Genomic DNA, 24,338 nt, shown 5'->3' with positions numbered 1-24,338 from the left:
CAGGGTCGGTGCGCTTGCCAAGGCAGTGCGGCTCTATCTTCGCCCATTGGGCGTCCGTCAGAAGATTCCTATCCATCCAGAGCTTGAATCACATAACGACCCTTTTGTGAATCCCCACAGACCCTAGTCTGCTCTGCCCATGCGTGTTGAAGGCTGGGACCCATCTTGCGATCTGAGGTCCATGCCGCTCTTCTTGGTTGCCAAGCCCCGGCAGCTCCCTCATAGATCGATGCCGGTTGCGGGTAGGGAAGATGACTATTGTTAGCGGGCGTTGCGGGGGCTACCAGAATACAATCATGAACGCTCTGGCCCCACTTCTGCGAAAAATGCCAGCAGCGTGTCTGCCAACTTTCCAGGGGCCTCCATCGCAATGTAGTGCCCAGTGCCATTGACGTTCCGACCAGTCACTAGGCCATGGTGGACAGCGCCAAGTCCCCGCAGGGTGAAATCGCTACCGCCGCGATCCACTGCCATTGTTGGAAGGGTAAGCGGATACTTCCTGGCGATCTCCTGAATTGCATCCCCTTCGTGGAGCATCGATCCGTAAAGCGCGCGCGCGCCAGTCCAGCCCCCCTTGCGTGCATAGCCTCGGGAGAGTTCCGCAACGTCTTCGGCCTTCACCGCGTCCGGCACGGCAGTCGCGAAGGGCATGATAAATTCGCCGATCAGGGTCTTTTCGCGATTGTTGAAGAAGGCGTCGGCCACACCGGGCGTTGCCAGGACGCCGATATACCAAGCCCCTCCCTTGGCGACATCCGCGAGAAGTTCCAGGCCGAAGCCGGCCAGGCCGGTCTCGACACCTGTAAAGCTTAGGAGATCCTCTGCGTGCGAGGTGGCAAGACGGAAGCCGGTGGCGCCACTGATGTCCTGCACGACCAGATGAACAGGTCCAAACCCGAGATGTTCGATGAGAGCATGCAGGTCATTGGCTGTGGTTTCGCTGTTATCTTGTGCATCGGCAGCCGATGAGTCACCGAAACCGCGGAGATCGACCGCGATGACGCGATGATGTCGTGCCAGGAGCGGAATGAGTTTGTGGAATGCCCACCAGCTTTCTGGAAAGCCGTGAACCAGAAGCACGGGTGACCCGGTATCTCCTGCCAGCACATAGTGAAGATCGGCGCCATTCACGGCGGCCCGGTAGTGGGTGGCTTCGGGAATGGTCAATCCCATGGGTGCGGTTTGCATCGGGGTCTCCAGGTTGGATATATATAGACAACATGGTTGTCTATATAGACGGCCCTTTCCTCTGTGTCTATGGATATTTACCTAACTCGACCTGCATGCTCCTCGGAGACTATCTTATGAACCGCTCCGGCCCAGAACTGGCCCTCCTGCTTCTCGCTGGTTTCAGATCAATGGTGGACGCGGGAACTGCGGAACTGGCCAAGCGGGGCCACCCGGATGTGCGTGCGAGCCATGATTTCGCGATGCGCGCCATTATCGCCGGAGCGGACAGCGCTGGTGAACTCGGCCGGCGGCTGTCTGTGTCCAAGCAGGCTGCAGCGAAAACAATCATCGTTTTGGAAGAACGCGGTTACATCACGCGCGAGGTTGATGCCGTGGACAGCCGTCGAAAGCAATTGGTCGTGACACCACGGGGATTGAACCTCCTGGAGACCGGCCAGGAGATCTTCGATGGCATTTGGGAGCAGTGGCAAGAGCGGATTGGCGTCGAAGCCCTTGCCATCCTGCAAAATAGCCTCAGGACCGTCGTTGGCGGCAGCACCGACTCCCTGGATACTTTCGGATGGCTCGTGCGGACCAGTGGGGCGCCCGGTTAACGCATACTGTCGGCCGTATCAGACGTCCCACGCAGATCCGGAGCATCCAGAGCCTGAATCGTTTGGGTATCGCCAACCCGAAAACCTTATCTGATATTCATCTTGGCACCGGCGTAGAAGCTCGTCTGTTCCAGGCCCACCCCAGCGTCCTTCAGTGGTGTCGCCGCTCTCTTGCGGTGATGCCGCGTGGACGCATGTCGCGTGTCCTGGGCGGAATATAATTGAGACTTCCGGTGAGGAACGAAGAATGGCTGATCAGATCGATGGGGAAGGGAGCCGACGCCGCCTCGGAGCCCTGGGGGTGCATTCGCTGGATCATTTTTCGCTAACCGTGCCTGATCTCACGCAAGCGGCCGATTTTTACGCCTGCTTTGGGCTGGAGGTACGGCCGGAAGGAAATGAGGCCGGACTCTATGCATTTGGCAGCAATCACAGATGGTGCCTGCTCAAGGAAGGTGCACGGAAGAAGTTCGGCCATCTGACCTTCGGCATATACGAGAATGACCTTCAGGCGTTTCGTGACCGGCTCAAGCGGATGAACATTCCCCTGGTGCCTGCTCCCGCCGGCCATGCAAGCAACGGCATCTGGTTCCACGACGAGGAGGGAAACCTGATTGAGGTGGCGGCGAAGGCGAAATCGTCGCCAATGGAAAAATCCGTCTTCTGCGAGATTTCTGTTCCCGCTGGTGTGGCCGGGGCACCGCCGCGCAGCCGCGCGCCGATCGTTCGCCCCCGGCGGCTGAGCCACATGGCGCTGTACACCGCTGACGTTCATCGCAAGATCAAATTCTACGTGGATGTCCTGGGCTTGCGGCTTTCCGATCATGTCGGGGAGTTCGCCGGCTTCCTGCATGGCCCCCATGGCAGTGAGCATCACATGTTCGCGATGGTCAAATCCGGCGGACCCGGTTTCCATCACAGCAGTTGGGATGTCGGATCCATCAATGAAATCGGCCTCGGTGCCGAGCAGATGGTTACCAAGGGTTACCGCAAGGGCTGGGGGCTTGGCCGGCATGTACTGGGATCGAACTATTTCTACTACGCCACGGACCCCTGGGGCAGCCACGCGGAATATTCGGCCGACATGGACTATATCCCGGCGGATATCGACTGGGAGGCGAATGACCACCCCGCCGAGGACACCTATACACTGTGGGGAACAGAACCGCCCCCCGGCTTCATGACAAACCATGAACTGACCTGAATTGGTAGCGGTCCACGAACAAAGGAGTGATAATGATCACGGAAATCGTCGAATTCGAAGTGAAGCCCGGCACTGCTGAGAAATTCATCGCGGGTGTGGAGGCTTCCAGGCCGCTGTTCGAGCGCTCGCCCGGCTTCATCAGCTTGGAACTTCATCTCACCGTTGAGAATTCGCTCGTCTTCGTTCTGCTCATCCAGTGGGAGACCGTCGCCCATCATATGGAGATGTTCCGGAACTCGCCGGAATACGGGCTCTGGCGGGGAAATATCGGTGAGTTCATGGCGGGCCCGCCGCGGCTGCAGCATACCGAGACGAAGCTTCGCTATTGAGCGGTTTCATACCGAGGTCAGGAAGCCCTGACCTCGGTACTCGCCCTGGTGGGCGCGTTTCAGTCAGACGGCCAGGCGGTAAATTCGCGTCGCGGTGCCCCGCAGCAGATTGTCCCGTTCATCGGCCGAATAGCGGGCCGCGAGGTGTTTGAAGGCGTTCCAAAGCGTGCCGTAGCTAAATGATCGGCCATCGACGGGGAAGTTGCTGGCGAACATGCACCGCGCAGGTGAGAAAATGTCTATCGCCGCCATGATATAGGGCTGGATGGCGGTGGCCAGTATTTCGGAGTTGGGACGGGTTTGACCATTGTTCCAGCCGAAGCCCATCAGGTCCGCCCCGACCCCACTCAGTTTGATGGAGACATTCGGACAGGCCGCCAGTTCGGTGATGGCCGCCCGCCAGTCGGCAAAGACTTGCACCCGCATGCCGCGAAAGCGCCCAACGCCGATCGGCCCCGCGAGATGGTTCAGGATGATCGGGACGCCGGGAAAATCCCGTGCCAGGTCAACAATATCCGTCAGCATCGTGTGTGCGCACAGGACATCCAGGCTAAGGCCTGAACGTTCGAGTTGGCGCATGCCGGCGCGGAAGCGGGGTGCGCGCGACTTGTGCTGCGGGATGTTAAGGGCCTGATAGATGTCGGGATCATAGGCCAGCAACTCGCGGATGCCGCGGAAACGCGCAGGCGAGGCTTCCAGATGTGCTTCCAGTACCGATGCGACATCGTCGCCGAGCATCAGGTCGGCACGGCCGACAATTCCAGCACCGATCCGGCCGACGGGACCCTCGGATGGGGAAAACCGCTTGGCGGTGGCCTCGACAAAATCGGTTTCGCCGACGCAGCGGAGATGCTCCGGTCCCTTGTCGCGAAACGCCCAGCCACAATCCACGTAAACGGTCGCCGCGAACCGGTGACCGCTACGGGCGATGTCGTCCGTGAAATCCTGGGGCAGAAACTGTCCAAACGCCTTCGCACCCGGGTGACCATCACCCCAGAAATGATGGTGGGGATCGACCAGGGACAGATCTGGAGAAATCGGCTCTTCGAAATGGGAAAGATCGGTGGCGGGCATTTGTCGTCGCTTCTCTATCGTCTGGGTTCCGCGGGAGAGGTGTGCCGCCTTGCCTTCTCGATCAGCAGGCCCGCAAAGACCGCGATGCCGCCGGCCGCGCCCAAGGCTGCGACGGCGTGCCAGCCCCAGGTGACATAGACAGATACGCCGAGCACCGATCCGAGGGCACCGGAGACATACACGATCGTCATGTACATGCCGTTGATCCGTCCCCTGATCTCCGGCGCTACATCGAGCACGACGACCCGACTCAGCATCTGCGAAACCTGAACCGATCCGTCGATGAGCAGCGACGCCGCGACGAGCGCCACGGGGATCGCCATGTAAATCGACCAGGACGACAGCAGGAAGGAGCCGGCCAGCACCAGGCTTGCCGACACCGTGCCGGACCAGCTTCCGCCCCGGTCGGCGATGCGGCCCGCCAAGAGGGCGGCAACGGCGCCTGCCATGCCCACGAGGGAGAAGAGGCCTATCGCCGTCTTGTCCAGGCCGTACCGCTCCGCCAGCAGGATGGGCACGACCGCCCAGAACATGGTGAAGGTGGCGAACAGGATCGCCTGATACATCGCTCGCCACCGAACGTCGGATTGAGAGGCGAACAGTACGAACATCGTCGAGAGGGCGCGGAGATAATGTGTGCGTTCCTTTGGGTGGTGCTGTGGCATCAGCCGCCACAGCACCACACCCGTGAGCATGGTCGCTACCGCGGACAGGTAATAGACCACCCGCCAGCCCGATGCGGCGGCGACAAACAGCGCGGTGGGGCGGGCGAGCATGATCGACGTCAGGATGCCCGCCATAATGCCGCCGAGGATGCGGCCGCGCCGTTCGTCAGGGATCAGATGTGAAAGATAGGGGATCAATATCTGCGTTCCGCTGGAAAACACCCCGACGATCATGGCGAAGCAGAGGAAGGCCATCGCGGAGCGGGCGGTCGCAATGCCGATGATCCCGGCCAGCGCCAGGATGCTGCATATCAGCACCAAGCGGCGGTTCTCGACAATGTCCGCCAGGGGCACCAGCAGAAACAAGCCCAGGCCATATCCGAACTGGCTGGCACTGACCACGCTGCCAGCGAATTCGGATTTCAAATTCAGATCGCGGGCGATCGTCGTGATCAGCGGTTGCGCGTAATAGAGGTTCGCCGCGAACAAGCCGGCGCTGATGCCGATCACGGGGAAGAGGACGGGTGACGGTTCAGCACCCTCGTCAGTTTTAGTGACCGGCTCAGCTTTATACGGTCCATTCGGTTGAGCGAGCGGCCGCGGGGCGCCATTCTCCATTTCAAGCTTTTCAGTCAATGATGTATTTCCTCTTATATCGGGTGGAAATATACTGCTTTCCTGCGTGTAATGAGTGCTGGCGGGAGAAAACGATGAAATCAGATGCGATAGGATGTTTGAAAACCGGTGAGGGTTTCGTTTGAGAGACATGGGCTCCATCGCCCTTATCGCAGTGCTAGAATGTCTTGACTGGCGTTCCGCACGTCGCGCAGACCACACATCGCCATGGTGATGTCCAACTCCCGTCTGATGATGTCGATCGAGAGCGTGACGCCCTTCTCCCCCATCGCGCCAAGGCCATAGAGAAATGACCGACCGACAAAGACCCCCTTCGCGCCAAGCGCCAAGGCCTTGAGGACATCCTGGCCCGACCGGATGCCGCCATCCATCAGAACCTCCACCTTGCTTCCGACCGCATCCACAATGCCCGGAAGGGCGGAAATGGATGATGGGGCGCCGTCTAGTTGCCGTCCGCCATGGTTGGACACGACGATTGCCGTGGCCCCGGTATTCGCGGCCTGTTCTGCGTCTTCCCGGTCCAGGATGCCTTTCAGGATCAATGTCCCCTTCCAGCGGTCCTGCAAACGTTTCACATCATCCCAGCAGAGTTTCGGGTCGAACTGTGATGCCGTCCATGAGGAGAGCGACCGCATATCGGCGACGCCATCCACATGGCCGTGAATATTGCCGAAGACCCGCCGGCGGGTACGCAGCATGTTCCAGCACCAGCGGGGTTTGGTCGCGAGGTTGAGGAGGTTCGCCGGTGTCGGCCGGGGCGGTGTGCTGAGGCCGTTGCGGATATCCTTGTGTCGTTGCCCAAGGATTTGAAGGTCCAAGGTCAGCACCAGGGTGGAGCAGCCTACTTCCTTCGCCCGCTCGATCAACCGGTCGACGAAATCCCGGTCACGCATGACATAAAGCTGGAACCAGAATGGCTGGTCGGTATTCTCTGCTACGTTTTCCATTGAACAGATGCTCATGGTCGACAGCGTGAACGGAATGCCGGCCTTGGCGGCGGCGCGAGCGGCGAGTATTTCGCCATCGGCGTGCTGCATTCCCAGCATGCCAACGGGTGCCAGAGCCACCGGCATCGTCACCGGCTGCCCGGCCATCGTGCTGGCCAGGCTGCGGCTGAATATCCAGGGCGACGCGTTGGCGGAACTTGATCGCTTCGAAATCGGCACTGTTCGCGCGGTAGGTGCTCTCCGACCAGGAGCCGGAATCCGCATAATCGTAAAACATGCGGGGGACACGGGATTTGGCGAGGACGCGCAAATCCTCAATGCAGGTGACACGTGCAGGCATCGGCAAACTCCTGGCGCAGACACACGGACACCCCCCGCTGGACATGTCGCGCCACCAGCGGCTGGTTGGCACCCGCCGGCGATTGGTGAGGCGCTTCATCTCGTTGCGGGAAGTGCTGTGTGCCGCCGGCCTTATGGCACCCACGCCCGTTGAGGGGGGTGGGCCTTCTTAAACCTTGATCGCTTCGATTACCGAGACATAGGCGGCGACGGCATCGCCGCCCATATTGACCGTCATGGCAAGCGACGCCCCGGGCAACTGGATGTCACCGGCTTCGCCCAGGACCTGACGCGCGGCCATGACATGCATGGAAACGCCGGTGGCACCCACCGCATGTCCCTTGGCCTTCAGGCCGCCCGACAGGTTCATCGGCAGTTTGCCGCCGCGCGACGTGACGCCGTCGATCACCGCCCTGCGCCCTTCGCCGGCACTGGCCACGCCCATCGCCTCAACCATCATCAGTTCGGCAATGGTGAAGCAGTCATGGACTTCCGCCAGACTGATATCATCAACACTGATCCGGGCCTGTTCATAGGCCTTGGCGATGGCGTGGCGCGGTGCCGCAAAGGCCAGGGGGTCCTTTGCCGCCATCGGCAGATAGTCGTTCACCTGCTGGGCGGCGCGGAAGCCCGCCGCCTTGGGGAAGTCGGACAGCATATCGTCGGCGACCAGCACCAATGCCGCCGCACCGTCGGAGATCAGTGAGCAGTCGGTCACCTTCAGCGGTGCCGAGATCATCGGGTTCTTCTCCGACGGCACCAGGCAATAGTCGAGGGCCAAGGGGCGACGCATCTGTGCCAGGGGATTGCGCATCGCGTTTTCGTGGTTCTTCACGGCGATATGGGCCATCGCCTCCGTCGGGTCGCCGTAGGCGGCGGCATAGGCGGTCGCATAGCGGGCGAACACGTCGGGGAAGCTGACATGTGCCTCATCCTTCTGGTAGCTGGCGCCACCCAGGGCCCGCGTCACGCCGGCCGTGTCGAGAGCGGTCATCTTCTCCGCCCCCACCACGAGCGCCACCCGCACGCGACCGCTTCGGATCGCGTCGATCGCTGCATAGACGGCGGCTGATCCGCTGGCACAGGCGTTTTCGCAGCGGGTGGCGGGCTTGAAGCGCAGGCCCGGATCGGTGCTTAGCACCATGGAGGAGCAGAAGCTGTCAGGCACGAGGCCGGAATTGAAATGGCCCAGCCACACGGCATCCACATCCTTGCCCTCGATGCCGGCTGATGCCAGCGCCTCCCGGGCGGCGGTGTGGATAAGCTCTTCGATGCCCAGCGCATTGAAGCGGCCGAACGGCGTGTGTCCCCATCCTACGATCACGGGTTCCATGGTCTATCCTTGTTCAAGCGAGGCATTCGACATAGTCGGCGGCGGTGTTGGCCCGGACAAAAGCGGGCGTCACGTCGGGGGCCAGTTCGATCAGGCGCAGCGACGGCGTCTCACCGGCATGCACCTCGAACACGGCAAGGTCGGTGATGATCAGGTCGACGACCCCCTTACCGGTCAAGGGCAGGTTGCACTGCTTGACGATCCGCGGCTCGCCCTTGGCCATATGTTCCATCACCACGACGATGCGCGGTACACCGGCGACCAGATCCATGGCGCCGCCCATGCCCTTCACCATCTTGCCGGGGATCGTCCAGTTGGCGAGGTCGCCCGTCTCGGAGACCTGCAGCCCGCCCAGGATCGAGATGTCGATATGGCCGCCGCGCATCATGCCGAAGCTCAGCGCGCTGTCGAAGAAGGAGGTGGTGGGAATCTGGGTGATAGTTTCCTTGCCGGCATTGATGAGATCCGGGTCCTCCTCCCCTGCAAAGGGGAAGGGACCCATGCCCAGCATGCCGTTTTCCGAATGGAACTGGACCGCCATCCCGTCGGGGACAAGATTGGCGACCAGAGTCGGGATGCCGATACCGAGATTGACATAGAAGCCGTCGCATAACTCGCGGGCGGCGCGGAGGGCGATCTGTTCGCGAGACCAGGGCATTGCAGCGGTTCCTTTCAGGCGCGTTCGCGGACGGTCCGCTTCTCGATATGTTTTTCGACATGCGCCAACGGCACGATGCGCTTGACGAAGATTCCGGGGGTGATGATGTGGTCAGGGTCGATCTCGCCGGGTTCGACCAGATGCTCGACCTCGGCAATCGTGACCTTGGCGGCCGTGGCCATCACCGGATTGAAGTTGCGCGCGGTCTTCCGGTAGACGAGGTTGCCCTCGCTATCGGCCTTCCAGGCATGGATCAGTGCCAGGTCACCGAAAATTCCCTGTTCCATCAGGTATTCGCGGCCGTTGAACACGCGGACTTCCTTGCCCGCCGCCACTTCTGTGCCCACGCCGGTTGGCGTGAAGAAGGCGGGAATGCCGGCACCGCCGGCCCGGATGCGCTCCACGAGCGTGCCCTGCGGGCAATATTCGAGCTGTACCTTGCCGGCGAGATATTGCTTCGCGAAGGTGGCGTTCTCGCCCGCATAGGAAGCGATCAGCTTCGCGATGCGGCCACTATTCACCAATCGGCCGACACCCAGGCCGTCAAGGCCGGGATTGTTGGTGACGATGGTCAGGTCTTTGACCCCTGTCTCGTCAATCGCCTTGAGCAGGGCATCGGGGATGCCACAGATGCCGAACCCGCCCGATATGATCGTCATGCCGTCGTGCAGCAGGCCGGCCAGGGCAGAACCGGCGTCCTGATAGATTTTACGTGTCATCGCGTTTGACCATTCCCCGCTTTTGATGTGTTTGGTCGTTTGCAGGTGACGAAGACCGGCGCCCGCGCGAACCGGGGAGCCATGACCGAAGCGGTGATGCCGATGCCGGAGGCATCGGCCCCTGCACACGAACAGGTTCCCGGACGGTCGGAACTGCGTTCGCTCGGGGCTGCTCGCGATGGCTCGACGCGGCGACGCCCATGGGATGGGCATTGCATCGCTTTCGTCACCGATCGCCATATGCTGGCTTGTCGAGGTCAAGGGTAAGGCGCGGCGGTTTAAAAGATCAGATGAGAATTCCGCCGTCGCGATACCCAAAACAGCGCGTCCCTGGAACGGAGGCAGGCGGCGCCCGTGCTTACGGTTTGGGATTGAACGGCTTGGGGATGCGGCTGTCCCCCTGGAAGGTGAGCATCCATCCCGGATATTCCGGTTCCAGCGCACTGATCTGGTCCAGCCGGGCCATGGCCTCGGACGACAGGACAAGGTCGGTGGCGGCCAGGTTGTCGTCCAGCTGTTTGATGTTGCTGGCGCCCACGATCACCGACATGACGGCTGGCCGGGCCAGCAGCCAGGCCAGCGCCACGCGGGCGACGGACACCCCCTGTTCGGCCCCGATCTCCCGCATGACCGCGACGATGGGCCAGGCGCGGTCGGTATTCACCGGCGGGAAGTTGAAAGTTGTGCGCCGTGCACCTTCCGGCGTTTCGGCACCGGGGCCGAACTTGCCGGACAACAGGCCGCCAGCCAGCGGCGACCAGACCATCAGACCGAGGCCTTCCGCCTCGATCAGCGGCGCCAGCTCGCGTTCGATATCGCGGCCCGCGATGGAATAATAGGCCTGGACGGCTTCGAACCGGCCATAGTTCCGCGCCTCGCTGATCCCGAGGGATCGCGCGATCCGCCAGGCATGCCAGTTCGAGACACCGAAATAGCGGATCAGGCCCTGGCTGCGCAGGTCATCCAGCGCGCGCAGCGTCTCGTCCACCCGAGTGACGGTGTCGGTCTGGTGAATCTGGTACAGGTCGATATAGTCGGTCTGCAACCGGTCAAGGCTGGCCTTCACCGAATCCATGATATGGCCGCGCGATGCGCCACGGTCGTTCGGGCCGGGACCGACAATGCCGGAGGTCTTGCTGGCCACCACGATGTCCCGGCGGGCCACACCCAGATTGCGGAGCGCCTGGCCCACCATGCGTTCGGACTGGCCCATGAAATAGGTGTCGGCGGTGTCGATGAAATTGACCCCGGCTTCCAGGGCGCGGCCGACGATGGCATCGACCTGCGGCTGGTCGAGATAACCCATGCCTCTGAAGGTGCCTGCAGCGGGATCCCCACCGAAGGTCATGGCGCCAAGACAGATTTCGGAGACATAAAGGCCCGTGGAGCCCAAGCGTTTATATTTCATGTCAAAGGTACTCCTCAATCTCCAGCCGATAGATGCGCTGTGCCGTGCCGGCGAAGATCGCCACACGTTCACCGGCCGAGCATCCGGCGGTAATGCGCTTGTAGGCGTTGCACAGCGTTCCGAAGCTGCCGCTATCGTCGGTCGGTCGGTTGCTCTCGAACATGCAGCGCCCGGCGCCGAACAGTTCGACGGCGACTTCGACATAGGGCCGCCAATCCGCGGCCAGCCGTTCCGACGATGCTGGTGGATCGGCCCTGAATGTATCGAAGCCGGTCAGATAGGAGCCCAGCCCGCCCAGTTTCACGGATACGTTCCCGCAGGCGGCCAGCGTCGCCATGTCGCTGCGCCATTGCGGATACTCCGCGCCCATCCGCCCGGCATGGGCTCCGATGCCGATCGGCTGGCCGACATGGCCGACGACGATCTGTGTATCGGGGAATTGCCGGGCAAGGGCGATGACGTCGCCGAGTTGCGGGGCGAGGACGAAGGCGTCGAAGATGTAGCCAAGTTTTGCGAATTGCCGGAAGCCCCGCAGGAACGCGTCCTGGCGATACAGGCCTTCGCCGCCAAAGGAAACGCTGCCCAGGATCGACGGGTCGGCATCCCACAATGCTGATTGGCGGAAGCCTTTCAGACGCTGTGGGGCAGCCGCCGCATGTGCATCGACAAGCTTGCCGATGCCATCGCCGATGCGAAAATCGAGGTGAGCGATGATGCCGGCACCGACCAGACAGCTTCCATATTCCCCGCTCGCAGCCATCGCGGCCTGACCGTTGAGGAATTCGGTTTCCCCCACCGGACGCCGTTCCACCGGTCCCGTCGCGCGATACATGGCGCGGCCCTCGACAGCGATGGACGCGATCACATTATGGGTATTCCCGAGATAATCGACATAATCGTCGATCAGGAAGCGGCGCAATCCAAGGACGGGCGCGATTTCGTCGCTGACGCGATCCACCAGATGGTGCTGGCTGTCGATCACGGGCAGGTCAGGAAAGAGGGCTTCCTCCTGATGGCTTGCCTGCATTTGCACACCTACGGGGCTTCGTTGGGACATGCCCCGGGGCGGTGCGCGCACGGGGCTGCGGCGCCGCAAAAAGCGGCGGGTCGGGAATGGTTCAGAAGTAGGTCTGGACAACCTCGTTATATTCAAGGGACGGCACGTCCGCGAAATACTTCGCCACAAGCCCCTGCCATTCCTTGAAACCGGGTGTTTCCCAGAACATCGGCACATGGTGCGCGATCGTTTCCCAGGTGACGATCAGCCGATAACGGGCGGGATCGTCGACGATGCGCTGCAGCGCCATGCCGTGGCAGCCCGTCGCGGCGCGGAAGATCGGCGCCCCCTGCGCCACGGCCTTTTCGAAAGTGTCGGCCATGGCAGGGTCAATCGTGATGATGGCGTTTTCAATGACCATCATGCCGGCACTCCATGCCGGAAAACCTCGTCGGCCATTATTGCCTCCCGGTGAGTTTATGTGGTTATTGCCAGCCTCACCCTACGGGGTTGCGAAGGGCGCCGGGCGATTAGAAAAAATGCCGGGCGATACCTGAATGATACGCTCTGCGCTTTCCGCTTGGCTCCCGCAGCGTTCGTTGTCGCTCCAGGTATCGCAAGTCCAAACTTGTCATCTGACGACACTTACCGGACTGCATAAAACCGTGTGTCAAAGCGGCCTGGCTAAAAAAGCCGGAAAAAGGGAGGCAGTGATGCGAAGAGCCGTGTCCCAGCTTGTACCGGACATCCTGCCTCTCGTCTGGATCTGGTGCTGCTCGATATCGAAGCGGTGACCGGTCCGTGACGGCTTTGCCAGCTTTGCCAAGACGATGCACGGGTATCGCCCCACCCCTGCCCCTAATGCACGCTCACAGCCGCAAAATCCAGCCTCGCCCGTCACCCGAAAATTTCGGGATCGAGGTCGCGCAGCTGAAAGCCGTTTTCATAACAGAAACAACAAATCATCCAGGGAGAGTTTCACCATGAAAAGACTGTTGCTTTCCACTGCCAGCCTTTTGTCGTTGGTATCGCTGCCCGCCTTTGCACAGGCCGATACCACCCGACCGGCCCAGGGCAACCTGGCGGCGACGGTTGAAGCCGGTGCCCAAGGCGACGCTGGCGGCCTGGTCGAAATCATCGTGACGGCGGAACGCCGGGCAACCTCGGTGCAGCGCACGCCGATCGCGATTTCGGCGGTCGATGGCGACGCGTTGCGCTTGTCCAGCATCGCGGACGTTGCCGGGTTGAGCCAGAATGTCCCCAACCTGAACTTCAATCGCATCGCCGGCGATGCGAAAATCAGCATCCGCGGTATCGGCTATAACAGCATCTCGCCGGGCGGCGAACCACGCGTGGCACTCTATGCCGATGGCGTTTATCAAAGCCGCAATCAGGCAGCGCTCCTGGGCTTTTACGACGTCGAACGGGTCGAGGTGCTGCGTGGGCCACAGGGCACACTCTATGGCCGGAACGCAATCGCGGGCACCATCAATATCCTCACGCGCGATCCGGGCAGCATGCTGGACGGGTACGTTACCGGGACTGCCGGCAATTACGGGCTGGTCGGCACCGAAGGGGCCGTCGGCGTACCGCTTTCCGACACGGTACAGGCGCGGGTTTCGTTCCGCACCGTCGATCGCAACGGCTATGGGCGCAATCTCAGTAGCGGCGACGATGTGAACGACGACCATAGCCGCAGCATCAGGGGCAAGATCAAGTTCGAGCCTTCGGAGAAACTCGCCGTCAAGCTGACCGGCGATTACACAACCCAGAATCAGAATGCCGGCGGCTATCGCTATGCCGGGCGTGGCAATGCCTCGATACCGACATTTGTGGAACTGATCGGCGCCACTGTGCCGACCAACCCACAGGACGCCGCGGGCCATGGCCCGAAGCAACGCATCGAAAGCTATGGCTCCTCGGGCCAAGCCGATCTGTCCCTCTCTGACGAGACCGTCATCACGCTGCTGGCAGGCTATCGTCATTTCATGGCGTCGCAAGAGACGAGCATCGACGGCTCCACCGCCGAACTCACCCAGATGTATATCGATGAACATTCGAAATCCACGTCGGCGGAGCTTCGCCTGTCACAGAAGATCGGCGATTTCGCCGATCTCATCGTCGGCGCCTATTATTTTGACGAAACCAACAGTGCCAGCAACCAGGTGCCGTTCAAGGGCATCATCCTGCATGCCCCCAATCCCGACCAGTTCCTTGAATTCTATGGCTCCTTCGGGCGGGTGCGGACGAAGGCGAAGGCTATTTTCGGTCAGGCGAACATTCACCTGACGGACCAGCTCGAACTCGATGTCGGCGCGCGCTACAGCGATGAAAAGAAGACGATTTTCGAGCAGCATCAGGTCGATATCGTCAATCCGTTCGTGCTGAACGATCCGCTGCGCCCCGGCTTCAATCCCGCACTCGGCCTGCTCGGCAATGGTGAGGGAACCCAGGGTGCGAGTTGGGATTCGTTCGATCCCAAGGTCACGCTCAGCTATCAGGCGACCAAGTCGGTTTACCTGTACACGACCTATTCGCGCGGGTTCAAATCCGGCGGCTTCAATGTCGGTGGCTTGCAGCCGCCCTTTAAGCCCGAGAAACTGAGCAATTACGAAGCCGGTATCAAGGCAGACCTCTTCGACCGCCGTCTGCGCGTCAATATGTCGGCATTCAATTACGACTACAAAGACCTGCAGGAAAGCATCATCGTGGGGACGTCGATCGTCACGAAGAATGCCACGTCCGCGCGCATCCGTGGACTGGAGGCCGAAGTCACGGCCCGGCCCGTCGGTGGCCTGATGCTGTCCTTCAACGGCGCCTATCTGGATGGCAAGTTCAAAACCTTCTCCGACGTTAACTCCGCCTTCGCGAACCTCGGTCTTCAGGATCTGACCGGCAAGCAATTGCCGGATGCACCGAAATATCAGTTCGGCGGGGAGATCGGATACACATTCCAGACGGACTTCGGCGATATCACGCCCCGTGCCAACTTGACTTGGTTCGACAAGGTCTACTTCAACCATTTCAACACTGTTGAGATGTCACAGCCGTCGCGCACCATGATCAACCTCCATTTGGGTTGGGCGTCACCGGATGGGAACTGGACCGCGTCGGCCTATGTCAAGAACCTGACCGACGATGTCTATTTCGTTGGCACGAATACCAATCTTGATGCGCTGGCCTTCTCCCGCAGTGCCGTCTATGGCGACCCCCTGACCTTCGGGATCAACGTCACCAGGTCGTTCTGACCGGCTTTCCTGGGGAAGGGCCGCGTCCCTGACGCCGCGCCGTCGACCGGCGCGGCCCGACCCGTCAGCCTTTCGGACAAATGGGAGAATGTGGAAATGTCTGATACAGCAATGGCCACCGAAGGCCGGATGCCCTGTTCCGATCTCGACTTCTGGGCGGACGAGGTGATTGCCACACCTTATCCCCATTACAAGGCCCTGCGGGATGCCGGGCCGGCGGTCTGGCTCAGCCGGTACAATGCCTGGGCCGTGGTCCGGCACCGGAATGTTCGCGACGCGCTGGTGAACCAGGAGGTCTTCACCTCCACCGCCGGCATCGGCCTCAATGACGAGGCCAACAGGAACAGCGAAGGGGTCATGATCTTTTCGGACGACCCGGACCATCAGCGCCTGCGGCGCGTTTTCAACCGGCCGCTTCTGCCCGGCGCGCTCAACAAGCTCAAGGAGCGGTTGTCAGCGCTGGCGGAAGCGCGGGTCGATGAACTTGTGGGGAAGGGTGAGTTCGAGGCCGTCACCGGGCTTGCCCATTACCTGCCCCTGACGGTGGTCACCGATCTTCTGGGCCTGACGGAGGAGGGCAAGAAGAAGATGCTGTTCTGGGCCGCCGGGCTGTTCGACGCCCTGGGTCCGGCCGGCAACCCGCGCACGATTACGGGCATCGCGATCGCCGTGGAGGCCTTCACCTATCTGCATGGTCTGGAGCGTGAAGCACTCGACCCGGATGGCTGGGCGGCCGGTCTGTTCCGCGCGGCCGATAATGGCGATCTCTCGCTCAGCGAGGCCAGGCACATGCTGATGGATTACACGGGGCCGGCGCTGGACACCACGATCAACGGGCTCAGCAGCGCGCTGTGGCTGTTTGCGCGCCATCCCGACCAGTGGGACCTGCTGCGTGCCAATCCGGACCTTCTGGGACGGGCGATCGACGAGGTGCTGCGGATGGAATCCCCGGTCCGTTCCTTCGCCCGGCTGATCAGCCGCGATCATGACATGGACGGTGTCAGGATGCGCAAGGGGGACCGCGCATTGATGGTCTATGCCAGCGCCAACCGCGACGAACGGCGCTATTCCGAGCCGGAGCGGTTCGACATCACGCGGGATGCCCGCGACCATGTCGCCTTCGGCTATGGCATGCACCTGTGCGCCGGCATGCATCTCGCCAAGCTGGAGATCGGCACCGTGCTGAATTTCCTGATCCGTCGCGTCAGGCGCTTCCACATCGTGGAGGAGCGGCGGGAGATCCATAACCTGCTGCGCGGCCTGTCGAAACTGACCCTTCGCGTCGATCCGGCGTAAGGCGCGATCCCCATTTCCCGACGGGGAATGAACATTATTGGAAAATGACAAGGCATCCGGAAGGTCGTCGAACCTCCCGGATGCCTTGTGTTGGAAACGGTCGCCCCTAGAACTTGACGCCGGCCGTCACGCCATAGGTCCGGGGATAGCCATAGGACACATCGATGCCGGTGAACCCTTCGAGAAGGGAAGTCGTGTAGACCGTGTTGCCCAGGTTCTTGCCCCACAGCTTGAGCGTGACGCGGTCATCCGGGTCGGTCCAGGAGATGGAGGCATTGATCAGGTCGTAGGCGCCCTGGAAGGCGACATTGTCCGGTGCGGCGAAGAACTTGCCCGACCGGTAATAGGTCGCGTTCAGGGCGAAGGTGCCGGCATCGGTGTCGATGCTGTAATCACCGCCGATGTTGAACGTGTAGTCCGGCGTCTGCGGCAGCCGGTTGCCGGCGGCCTCGCACGGCACTACGCCACCCGGCGGCGGCACGGGGCACCCGGCCCTGGGCACGATCAGGTCGGCCTGGGGGAAGGACTTGAACCGGGCATGGACATAGGAGATGCCGCCATTGAGCGACAGGCCACGGGCAAGGACGATCTCGCCATCCAGGTCCAGACCGTACATTTCCGCCCGGGCACCATTATAAATCAACTGGCTGCCGGCATCGAAGCGCTGCACCTGGATGTTGCGATAATCATAATGGAAGCCGGCTGCATTGAGGCGGAGGTGCCGGTCGAACAACTGGGTCTTCAGGCCCGCCTCGGTCGCCTTGATGTCCTCGGGCTTGAACGGCTGGGCGTCGACCTTGGCCAGCACGAAGCCGCCGCTCTTGAAGCCCGTATTGTAGGAGACGTAACCCAGGATGTCGGGTCCGAACTTGTGGTCGAGCGAGACCCGGTAGTTGAAGCGGTTGAAGTCGATCTTGGTGGGAATGCCCAGGCCGGGCCGGGGGAAGGGCGTGGTCAGGACCGGCACGCCGGACACCAGGGTGGTGTCGGTGCCCGCGATCGACTTGCGTTCGTAATTGTAGCGGCCGCCCAGCGTCAGGTTGGTGTCGTCGGCGATCTCATAGGTGGCCTGCGCATAGGCGGCGACGGCGTCGGTCTTCTGGTAATTCTCGTCGATGACGTTGACCGCCGCCCCGGGAACCTGCTGGTTGACCAGGGGGCCGATGCCGATGACGATCGGCTGCCAGCCATCCTTCGAATGGAAATAATAGAGGCCGCCGACCCATTTAAGCGGGCCGGTATCGTTGGAGGACAGTTGCAGCTCCTGGCTGAACTGGGAGAACTTCGCCTTGCTGTAGGCGGTGAACCCGTCGATCGGCAGCAGGTCGAGATCCAGGTTGAACTGGAATTCCGATGTGCGATAGGCGGTGATGCTCTGGAGCGAGACGTCCTCCAGCTCGTGGTTCACCTGCAAGGAGGCGCCGCCGGCCTGCAGCTTGTTGCGGAACGCATAGTTCTGGTTGACATCGTAGGTGCCACCCAGCGGGAACGGACCGCCGAACGGGGGGATGTTGAAATCGAACACGCCCGCCTGCGGACGCAGATGCTGGATGTCCCGGTCGCTGTCACGGTCCTCGTAATCGACGGCCAGGCGTATTTCCGTGCCGTCCGCCGGTTCCAGCAGGAACTTCACGCGGCCCGCGAAATCATGGTCGAGCTTGCCGACATCCTGGCCATTGAACAGATTGGTCCCGTAGCCCTCACCCTGATGCTCATAGCGGACAGCGATATCGGCTGAAAGCGTGTCCGACAGCCCGCCCGTCGCATAGGCATCGGCGATGATGGTCTGATAGCTGCCATAGGTCAGGTTGGCCGCGGCACCCGGTGTTGCAGCGGGGTCTTTGGTGACGATCTGGATAAGGCCGCCCGTGGCGTTCCGCCCGAACAAGGTGCCCTGCGGTCCCTTCAGCACTTCCACCCGGTCGATATTGTTCAGGGTCAGCAGCGAACTGGGCGCGCTGGCGATATAGACGCCGTCAATATAGGTCGCGACCGGATTTTCGACGCCCGGACCGTTCGAGGTCGTGCCGACGCCACGGATGCGCGGCTGGGTGTAACCCGAGGTCTGGGGGATGGTCAGGCCGGGCGTGACCGTGCTGAGATCCTGGGATGACTGGATGCCTACGGCACTCAGGTCCGCCGCCGTGACCGCCGTGACCGCGACGGGCACGTCCTGCAGCCGTTCGGAACGGCGCTGCGCGGTCACGACAATCTCCTCCAGACCGACAAAACCGGCGTCAGCCGGGGCCGCGTCCAAGGCGGGCGCCGGTGCGGCATTCTGATCCTGCGCCAAGGCCGGCGACGATATCAGCGCCAGTATTCCGACCGACGACAGCAACAGCGTTTTCATGTGTTTACCTCCCGATTTGATTTTGTTTTTGGTTCGATGCGACGTGGTCAGCTGGCCCGCACGACGCGGTTGCGGAGCACCCCGATATTCTGGACCTCCAGTTCAACGAGGTCGCCCGGACTGAGCTTGCGCCCCAGCTCGAAGCCGCAGCCGCCGAGGACGGTTCCGGACCCCAGCACCTCGCCGGGCAGGATGGTCTTTTCCCGGCTGAACTGGGCGATCGCGTCCTCGAAGCGGTGGTACATCGATCCGGTGGTCCCGCGCGTCCATTGCACGCCGTTGATCGTGGCGGTCATCGTCAGATCATACGGGTCGCCGATTTCGTCCGGGGTCACGATGCAGGGGCCGATGCCCCAGCTCCCCGGAAAATCCTTGCCTTCGCCTGGGCCGTTCATCGTGTACATGAGCGGCATTTGCACGTCGCGTGCCGACCAGTCGTTCAGGATCGTGTAGCCGAAGATGTGCTCCGCCGCCCGTTCCCGCGTGGCGTCGCGCGCCGGGCGGCCGATGACGCAGGCCCATTCCAACTCGAAGTCGATATAGTCGGAATAGCTGGGCCAGACGATGTCCACTTCCGTGCCGCTGACCGACGTGTGGTCGGCATTGTAGTACACGCATTGTTTCTTGAAGGTCGGGTTGAGCGCGTATTTGCCCGATGCCATCAATCGCTCGTAGGCGGCGTCGGGATCGCTTTCCTCCTCCGCCGCCCGTCGCGCCATCTGCATCAGCACGACATCCATATGCTCAAGCATCAGGGAGCAGTCGCGCAGCCGGGTCGGTCGGGGCAGGGGGGCGAGGAGGCGCGCATCGGCCAGGTCGTGCATGGCATCGACGTTGGCCTTCGCGATCAGCGCGCGCGCGGCGTCCCAGGCTTCGGGGCCGGCCTCGATCAGCGCCAGCATCGACGCGAAGGCGGGGGCCGCGCCCGCCGCCGCGGCCTGGAGATCGAGCACGCGATCCTCAACAAGCGCACCGAGCCGCTGCGCTTCCCCGCGAACGAACGTAACCAGCTTCATGAAATCTCCATTCGATCATCGCGCGACCCTTGGTCGTCGCGACACCTGCATTCGCCGCATTTCCGTCCGGATATGCCGGAAAGCGCCCGCGTTCAGCGGCGGAAGGGCGGGGCCATCACCTTGGCGATGTCGCGGCGCCATTGGGCGACGGGCTTGAAACCGGGGCTTGCCTCGCACATGGCCTGGGTCTCCCGGGTGATTTCCTCGTCGGTTTTGCTGAAGTCCAGGGGCACGTAGCAGGGTTGGTCAGCGTACCAGTCGGTATCGACATAGAATTCGATGTAATTTCCTTCCGGATCATGCGCGTAGACGCTCCAGGCATTGCCGTGGCTGGCCGCCGTCAGCTTGGTGGCGCCGCCTTCCTCCAGCCGGCCGCGCATGTCGCGCAGATCGGCAAGCGAACCCATCTTGAAGGAAATCTGTTGGATGACCGGACCGAAATCGGGGTTGATCGTGTTGGCCGGCAGATTAGGCGGCCGGCCGGTGGTCAGGACGATCTGGTGATGTTCTTCGGGATCGCGCGACATGAACGCCACGCGCATCTCCCCGAACACGCCATGGTCGGTCACGGTGAAGCCAAGGACATCGACATAGAAACGCGTCATCCGGTCGATGTCGGCAACCACGAGGCCGATATGGGCGAATTTCAGGTTCGGCGCCGGCCTTGCGGCCTTTTCATGGGTCATCGCTTTCTCTCCCTTGTTTTTCGATGCGGCTTGTTTTGAGGCTATTTCAAGCTTGTCGCGATCCGCGCCCAGATGAAAGTTCGGCGTCAGCGATACCTGGAACCGTAGCGCGACCATCGCCGCCTGCTGGTCTGTATTCATGTATCCGATCCACCGTGATGGGGCGATGCGGGTCCCGTTGCCTGTCACAGGGCGCAAACACCGCCATCGACGGAGAACAGCGCCCCATTGACGAAGCTGGACGCATCCGACAGCAGGAACGCGATCACATTGGCGATCTCCGCTGGTTCGCCAAAACGCCCCGACGGGTTGAGCGCCCGGCGGCTTTCCAGGCTGGGCCAACTGGGATCGGCGGCGCGCTCGGCATAGATGGACTGGAGCATGCGCCCTTCCACCGGGCCGGGCGCGACGCAGTTGATGCGGATGCCATGGCGTCCCCATTCCAGGCCGCTGCTGCGTGTCAGGCCGAGCACCGCATGCTTGCTGGCGACATAGGGCGCCATTCCCTCCACACCCTTCAGGCCCGCCGTGCTGCAGGCGTTGACGATGGCACCGCCGCCGCTCTCCCGCAGCAGGGGAATGCCATGCTTGATACCTAGAAAGACACCCTTGACGTTCACCGCCATGACGGCGTCGAACATCTCCGTCGCGCATTGATCGATCGGCGCGCGCCGCCCCTCGATCCCCGCCGCGTTCACTACGCCATGGATCGGGCCGAGGGCGGCGCGCGCCTTGGCAAAGCAGGCGCTGATCTCGGCTTCGGACGTCACGTCGCAGGGGGCGGTAAACAGCCTGTCCGACCCGCCGGCCGCCGCTGCCAGCCTGTCCAGCGCGTCTGGCGATCTGTCCAGCACAGCGACGCGTCCGCCCTGGGCCAGGAGCAATTGTACCGTCGCCGACCCGATGTCGCCACCGCCGCCGGTCAGGATGATGGTCTTGTCGAGAATGGCCGCGTTCCGCGTCGCCATTTCCCCCTCCGTTGCAGCTTCGCGCCCGCCTGGGCGCTTGTTCCGGGGCGCTATTCGATGGTGCGCAGGAATGTCTCGATCGCCTTCGATGTCTCCTCCGGCGCATCGACATTCACATGGTGGCCGGCATTCTGGATCGTCACCAGTTGCGCCCCGGGAATGGCGGCGGCCAGCGCCGCGCCCAGCGTGGGACGGGCCTCGTGCGATGCCCAGAGGATGAGGGTCGGGCAGGCGATCGCGCCCAGGCGTGGCGTGATGTCGACATAGCTTTCGGGCACGCAGGGCAGCAGCCCGACACTTTCGCGCGGATGGGAGAGGATGACATCGATCTCTTCGGCGAAACGCTCCGGTTCCCGCTCGGTGAAGCCCGGCGCGTGGAAATAGTCGGCGGCGAAATCGATGGCCGCCGCCCGGCGCGCGGCCTCATCCCGTTCCATGGCGAAGATCCGCGCGAAACCATAGATACGCTCCACGGCAGCGGGCGGGGGACCGCCGGGACCGCCGCACATATTGACCAGAGCGCGGAGCTTCTCCGGATATTTCAGCGCCACGCGCATGCCGATGGCGCCACCCTGGGACACGCCCGCGATCATCGCTTCGCGCTCTCCCAGAGCCGCGATGATCCGGGCGACATCCTCCACCAGGTCGTCGGCCGTCCAGCCCGCCGGATCGTAGCCCGACCCGCCATGGCCCCGCCAGTCGAACGCGACGCAGCGGAACCAGCGGCTCAGATACCGCACTTGCGGCAGCATCAGCCGCCTGCCCCCGAAGGTCCCGTGGCAGAGCAGCAGCAGGGGACCCGTGCCCGCCTCGGTACAGGCATAGGCGATGCCGTTGATGTCGAGGATATAGTCCTTCATCGTCCCGCTTTCGTCAGGTTTTCCGGTCGACGCTTGTCAGCGGTACTGCGCGGCGCCGCGCACGATGTCGATGACATGGCCCGGATCGTCGGGAAGCGTGTCCCCGCGCCAAGCTACATGCTGGTCCGGGCGGATCAGGGTGAGTTTGCGCTCATAGAGTGCCCGGACGCCCGGATGGTCCAGGTTCCAGACCTTCAGCGGCAGTCCCGCCTTCGCGGCCGCTTCCACTAGGGGGGCGACGTCGATGTCCGGGTCCTGCTGAAGCAGGCAGAATCCCCAGCCCAGGTGGTCGTACAGGGAGTCATCGGCGCCCAGCCAGACATGGGGCGCGCGGCACCCCGGTACCGAGGAGGGCACATAATCGCCATAGGTCATCGGCGGCGGTTCCGTGCCGTCGGCGATGATGATCGGCGAACCGGTGTAGCGATAGCCGAGCTGTGCGCCCAGGCTGCGGAACTGCTGGGTCTTCTCCTCGACGATGACCTTGCGGATCTCCGCACGGACCTGTTCGCCGCGCGCGCTGTCCTCTTCCATATGTTCACGGACCAGCGCCTTGCCCCACACCGTGTTGTTGTGGGCCGAACCGTCGATGATGAACTTGCACACGTCGCGGCGTTCGAGGGAGTAGGTGTCGAGCAGGCGCGGGCCGCCCCAGCCTTCCAGCGTGGCGGCGATCTTCCAGCCCAGATCGGCCGCATCGCCGACGCCCATGTTCATGCCGAAGCCGCCGAAGGGTGGCGTCAGGTGCGCGGCGTCGCCGATAAGGAAGGCGCGGCCATAGTTGAAGCTGCGCGCCATGCGGGCATGGCTTCCCCAGATCCAACCCCGCTCCCCCGACGTCTCGAACCGCTGGCCCACGGACCGGAACATCATCTCCCGGACCTGGTTCCAGTCGTTGGCGTCGACGCCCTCGGGGATGGGCGACACATAATAGCCCCAGTGATCCCCGCCATAGGGGACGAGGATGTCGCCAAAGGCATCGTCATTCAGGAAGAAGGTCATCGAGCACAGATGCGTCTTTTCGAACAGCGTCTTCAACTCCGGCGCGTGGAAATACCAGGAGGTATTGTGGAAAAGCGTCCTGCCCTCCAGCCGCAGGTTGATCTTGCGGCGCTGCGGGGAGTGGGGGCCGTTGGCGATGATGAAATAGTTGGCGCCGACCGTCACCTGTCCGTCATCCTTCTCATAGGTGACCTGGACCCCGCCGGCATCCTGGGTGAAGTCCAGCACGCTCGAATGCTCGATGAAGGTGACGGCGTCGAGTTCCAGCAGCCGCGTGCGCAGGGACTTCTCGATGGCCTCGAAAGGCGCCCATTCGGGCGTTTCCGCCGCGATCGGCATGCGCTCGCGCCATTCATAGGCGCCTTCGGCCTTGAACAGGATCTTGCCATTGGCCCGCGTGGAGAAAACTAGGTCGCGGGCGACATCGGCGGGCACCGGATCGTTCGCGCGGTGACGGTCCGCGATGCCCCAACGCCGGAAATGCTCCATCGAGCGGGCATTCACCAGGTTGACCTTGGCGATACCATAGGCATCGACGGAGCGAGGTTCGCACACAAGCGTGCGGATGCCGCGCAGCCCCAGTTCGATCGCCACAGCCATGCCGCACGGCCCTGCGCCGGCGATCACGACCTGGAAGTTGTTGTCGCTTGGTTTCACGGGTCGATCATCCCTTCTGCGCCCGTTTCGCCTGTGGTCCGCGAAACTGTCGGACTACCGACGCCGCTTGCGGCCCGGATTGTCGGGCGCTACGCGGCGGGCCTTCTCGTGTGGTTGGATGTCGGGGAGGCTAGTTCGGCGCTGCAAGTGCCGCCAGATGAC

General features: G+C 62.4%; 20 protein-coding genes and 1 pseudogene. 5 read left to right on the top strand and 16 right to left on the bottom strand.

Annotated elements, in window-relative coordinates:
* Positions 1–294: 294 nt before the first annotated feature.
* Complete coding sequence (locus KBA48_RS09150; protein ID WP_292905438.1) at positions 295–1,188, bottom strand: alpha/beta hydrolase; 894 nt, start codon at positions 1,186–1,188, stop codon at positions 295–297.
* Between the two features lie 116 nt (positions 1,189–1,304).
* Here KBA48_RS09150 and KBA48_RS09145 point away from each other — a divergent pair, with 116 nt between their 5' ends.
* From KBA48_RS09145 to KBA48_RS09135, 3 genes are all read left to right on the top strand, one after another.
* Positions 1,305–1,784: a MarR family winged helix-turn-helix transcriptional regulator gene (locus KBA48_RS09145; protein WP_292905436.1), complete on the top strand. Its 480-nt coding sequence runs from the start codon at positions 1,305–1,307 to the stop codon at positions 1,782–1,784.
* Between the two features lie 247 nt (positions 1,785–2,031).
* Positions 2,032–2,988 carry a VOC family protein gene (locus KBA48_RS09140; RefSeq protein WP_292905434.1) on the top strand — a complete coding sequence of 319 codons (957 nt, stop codon included), beginning with the start codon at positions 2,032–2,034 and terminating at the stop codon, positions 2,986–2,988.
* 32 nt (positions 2,989–3,020) lie between these two features.
* Positions 3,021–3,317, top strand: coding sequence for an antibiotic biosynthesis monooxygenase (locus tag KBA48_RS09135; protein ID WP_292905432.1), 297 nt, complete (start codon positions 3,021–3,023; stop codon positions 3,315–3,317).
* A 63-nt stretch (positions 3,318–3,380) separates the two neighbouring features.
* Here KBA48_RS09135 and KBA48_RS09130 read toward each other — a convergent pair whose 3' ends face one another.
* The 9 genes and pseudogenes from KBA48_RS09130 to KBA48_RS09090 all read right to left on the bottom strand — a co-directional run bounded on the left by KBA48_RS09130 (position 3,381) and on the right by KBA48_RS09090 (position 12,517).
* Complete coding sequence (locus tag KBA48_RS09130) at positions 3,381–4,391, bottom strand: amidohydrolase (RefSeq protein ID WP_292905430.1); 1,011 nt, start codon at positions 4,389–4,391, stop codon at positions 3,381–3,383.
* Positions 4,392–4,405: 14 nt separating this feature from the next.
* Positions 4,406–5,692 (bottom strand): MFS transporter, encoded by a 1,287-nt coding sequence (locus KBA48_RS09125; protein WP_292905428.1) that lies wholly within the window; start codon positions 5,690–5,692, stop codon positions 4,406–4,408.
* A 146-nt stretch (positions 5,693–5,838) separates the two neighbouring features.
* Positions 5,839–6,916 (bottom strand): annotated as a pseudogene (locus KBA48_RS09120) (L-lactate dehydrogenase).
* A gap of 231 nt (positions 6,917–7,147) precedes the next feature.
* A complete protein-coding gene (locus tag KBA48_RS09115) occupies positions 7,148–8,311 on the bottom strand; it encodes a thiolase domain-containing protein (RefSeq protein ID WP_292905426.1) in 1,164 nt (387 codons plus the stop codon).
* A gap of 13 nt (positions 8,312–8,324) precedes the next feature.
* Positions 8,325–8,969 carry a 3-oxoacid CoA-transferase subunit B gene (locus KBA48_RS09110; protein WP_292905424.1) on the bottom strand — a complete coding sequence of 215 codons (645 nt, stop codon included), beginning with the start codon at positions 8,967–8,969 and terminating at the stop codon, positions 8,325–8,327.
* A 14-nt stretch (positions 8,970–8,983) separates the two neighbouring features.
* Positions 8,984–9,688, bottom strand: coding sequence for a CoA transferase subunit A (locus KBA48_RS09105; protein ID WP_292905422.1), 705 nt, complete (start codon positions 9,686–9,688; stop codon positions 8,984–8,986).
* A 358-nt stretch (positions 9,689–10,046) separates the two neighbouring features.
* Positions 10,047–11,096: an aldo/keto reductase gene (locus KBA48_RS09100; RefSeq protein ID WP_292905420.1), complete on the bottom strand. Its 1,050-nt coding sequence runs from the start codon at positions 11,094–11,096 to the stop codon at positions 10,047–10,049.
* A 1-nt stretch (position 11,097) separates the two neighbouring features.
* Positions 11,098–12,123 (bottom strand): amidohydrolase, encoded by a 1,026-nt coding sequence (locus KBA48_RS09095; RefSeq protein ID WP_292905418.1) that lies wholly within the window; start codon positions 12,121–12,123, stop codon positions 11,098–11,100.
* Positions 12,124–12,214: 91 nt separating this feature from the next.
* On the bottom strand, positions 12,215–12,517 hold the full coding sequence (locus tag KBA48_RS09090; protein ID WP_292905416.1) for an antibiotic biosynthesis monooxygenase: 303 nt from the start codon (positions 12,515–12,517) through the stop codon (positions 12,215–12,217).
* 559 nt (positions 12,518–13,076) lie between these two features.
* Here KBA48_RS09090 and KBA48_RS09085 point away from each other — a divergent pair.
* Positions 13,077–15,341: a TonB-dependent receptor gene (locus tag KBA48_RS09085; RefSeq protein WP_292905414.1), complete on the top strand. Its 2,265-nt coding sequence runs from the start codon at positions 13,077–13,079 to the stop codon at positions 15,339–15,341.
* 96 nt (positions 15,342–15,437) lie between these two features.
* Positions 15,438–16,637 carry a cytochrome P450 gene (locus KBA48_RS09080; RefSeq protein ID WP_292905412.1) on the top strand — a complete coding sequence of 400 codons (1,200 nt, stop codon included), beginning with the start codon at positions 15,438–15,440 and terminating at the stop codon, positions 16,635–16,637.
* Between the two features lie 106 nt (positions 16,638–16,743).
* On the opposite strand, the gene KBA48_RS09075 is transcribed toward KBA48_RS09080, so the two are convergent.
* The 6 genes from KBA48_RS09075 to KBA48_RS09050 all read right to left on the bottom strand — a co-directional run bounded on the left by KBA48_RS09075 (position 16,744) and on the right by KBA48_RS09050 (position 24,176).
* Positions 16,744–18,987, bottom strand: coding sequence for a TonB-dependent receptor (locus tag KBA48_RS09075; protein WP_292905410.1), 2,244 nt, complete (start codon positions 18,985–18,987; stop codon positions 16,744–16,746).
* A gap of 47 nt (positions 18,988–19,034) precedes the next feature.
* Positions 19,035–20,003: a fumarylacetoacetate hydrolase family protein gene (locus KBA48_RS09070; RefSeq protein ID WP_292905408.1), complete on the bottom strand. Its 969-nt coding sequence runs from the start codon at positions 20,001–20,003 to the stop codon at positions 19,035–19,037.
* Between the two features lie 92 nt (positions 20,004–20,095).
* Entirely contained in the window at positions 20,096–20,689 is a 594-nt protein-coding gene (locus tag KBA48_RS09065; protein WP_292905406.1) for a VOC family protein, read from the bottom strand.
* A 185-nt stretch (positions 20,690–20,874) separates the two neighbouring features.
* Positions 20,875–21,657 carry an SDR family NAD(P)-dependent oxidoreductase gene (locus KBA48_RS09060; protein ID WP_292905404.1) on the bottom strand — a complete coding sequence of 261 codons (783 nt, stop codon included), beginning with the start codon at positions 21,655–21,657 and terminating at the stop codon, positions 20,875–20,877.
* 50 nt (positions 21,658–21,707) lie between these two features.
* A complete protein-coding gene (locus KBA48_RS09055; RefSeq protein WP_292905402.1) occupies positions 21,708–22,517 on the bottom strand; it encodes an alpha/beta hydrolase in 810 nt (269 codons plus the stop codon).
* Positions 22,518–22,553: 36 nt separating this feature from the next.
* Positions 22,554–24,176, bottom strand: coding sequence for an FAD-dependent monooxygenase (locus KBA48_RS09050; RefSeq protein WP_292905400.1), 1,623 nt, complete (start codon positions 24,174–24,176; stop codon positions 22,554–22,556).
* Between the last annotated feature and the right edge of the window lie 162 nt (positions 24,177–24,338).

The sequence above is a fragment of the Niveispirillum sp. genome (assembly GCF_017996735.1).
Lineage (GTDB): Bacteria > Pseudomonadota > Alphaproteobacteria > Azospirillales > Azospirillaceae > Niveispirillum.
This window is presented reverse-complemented; position numbering and strand designations above follow the sequence as displayed.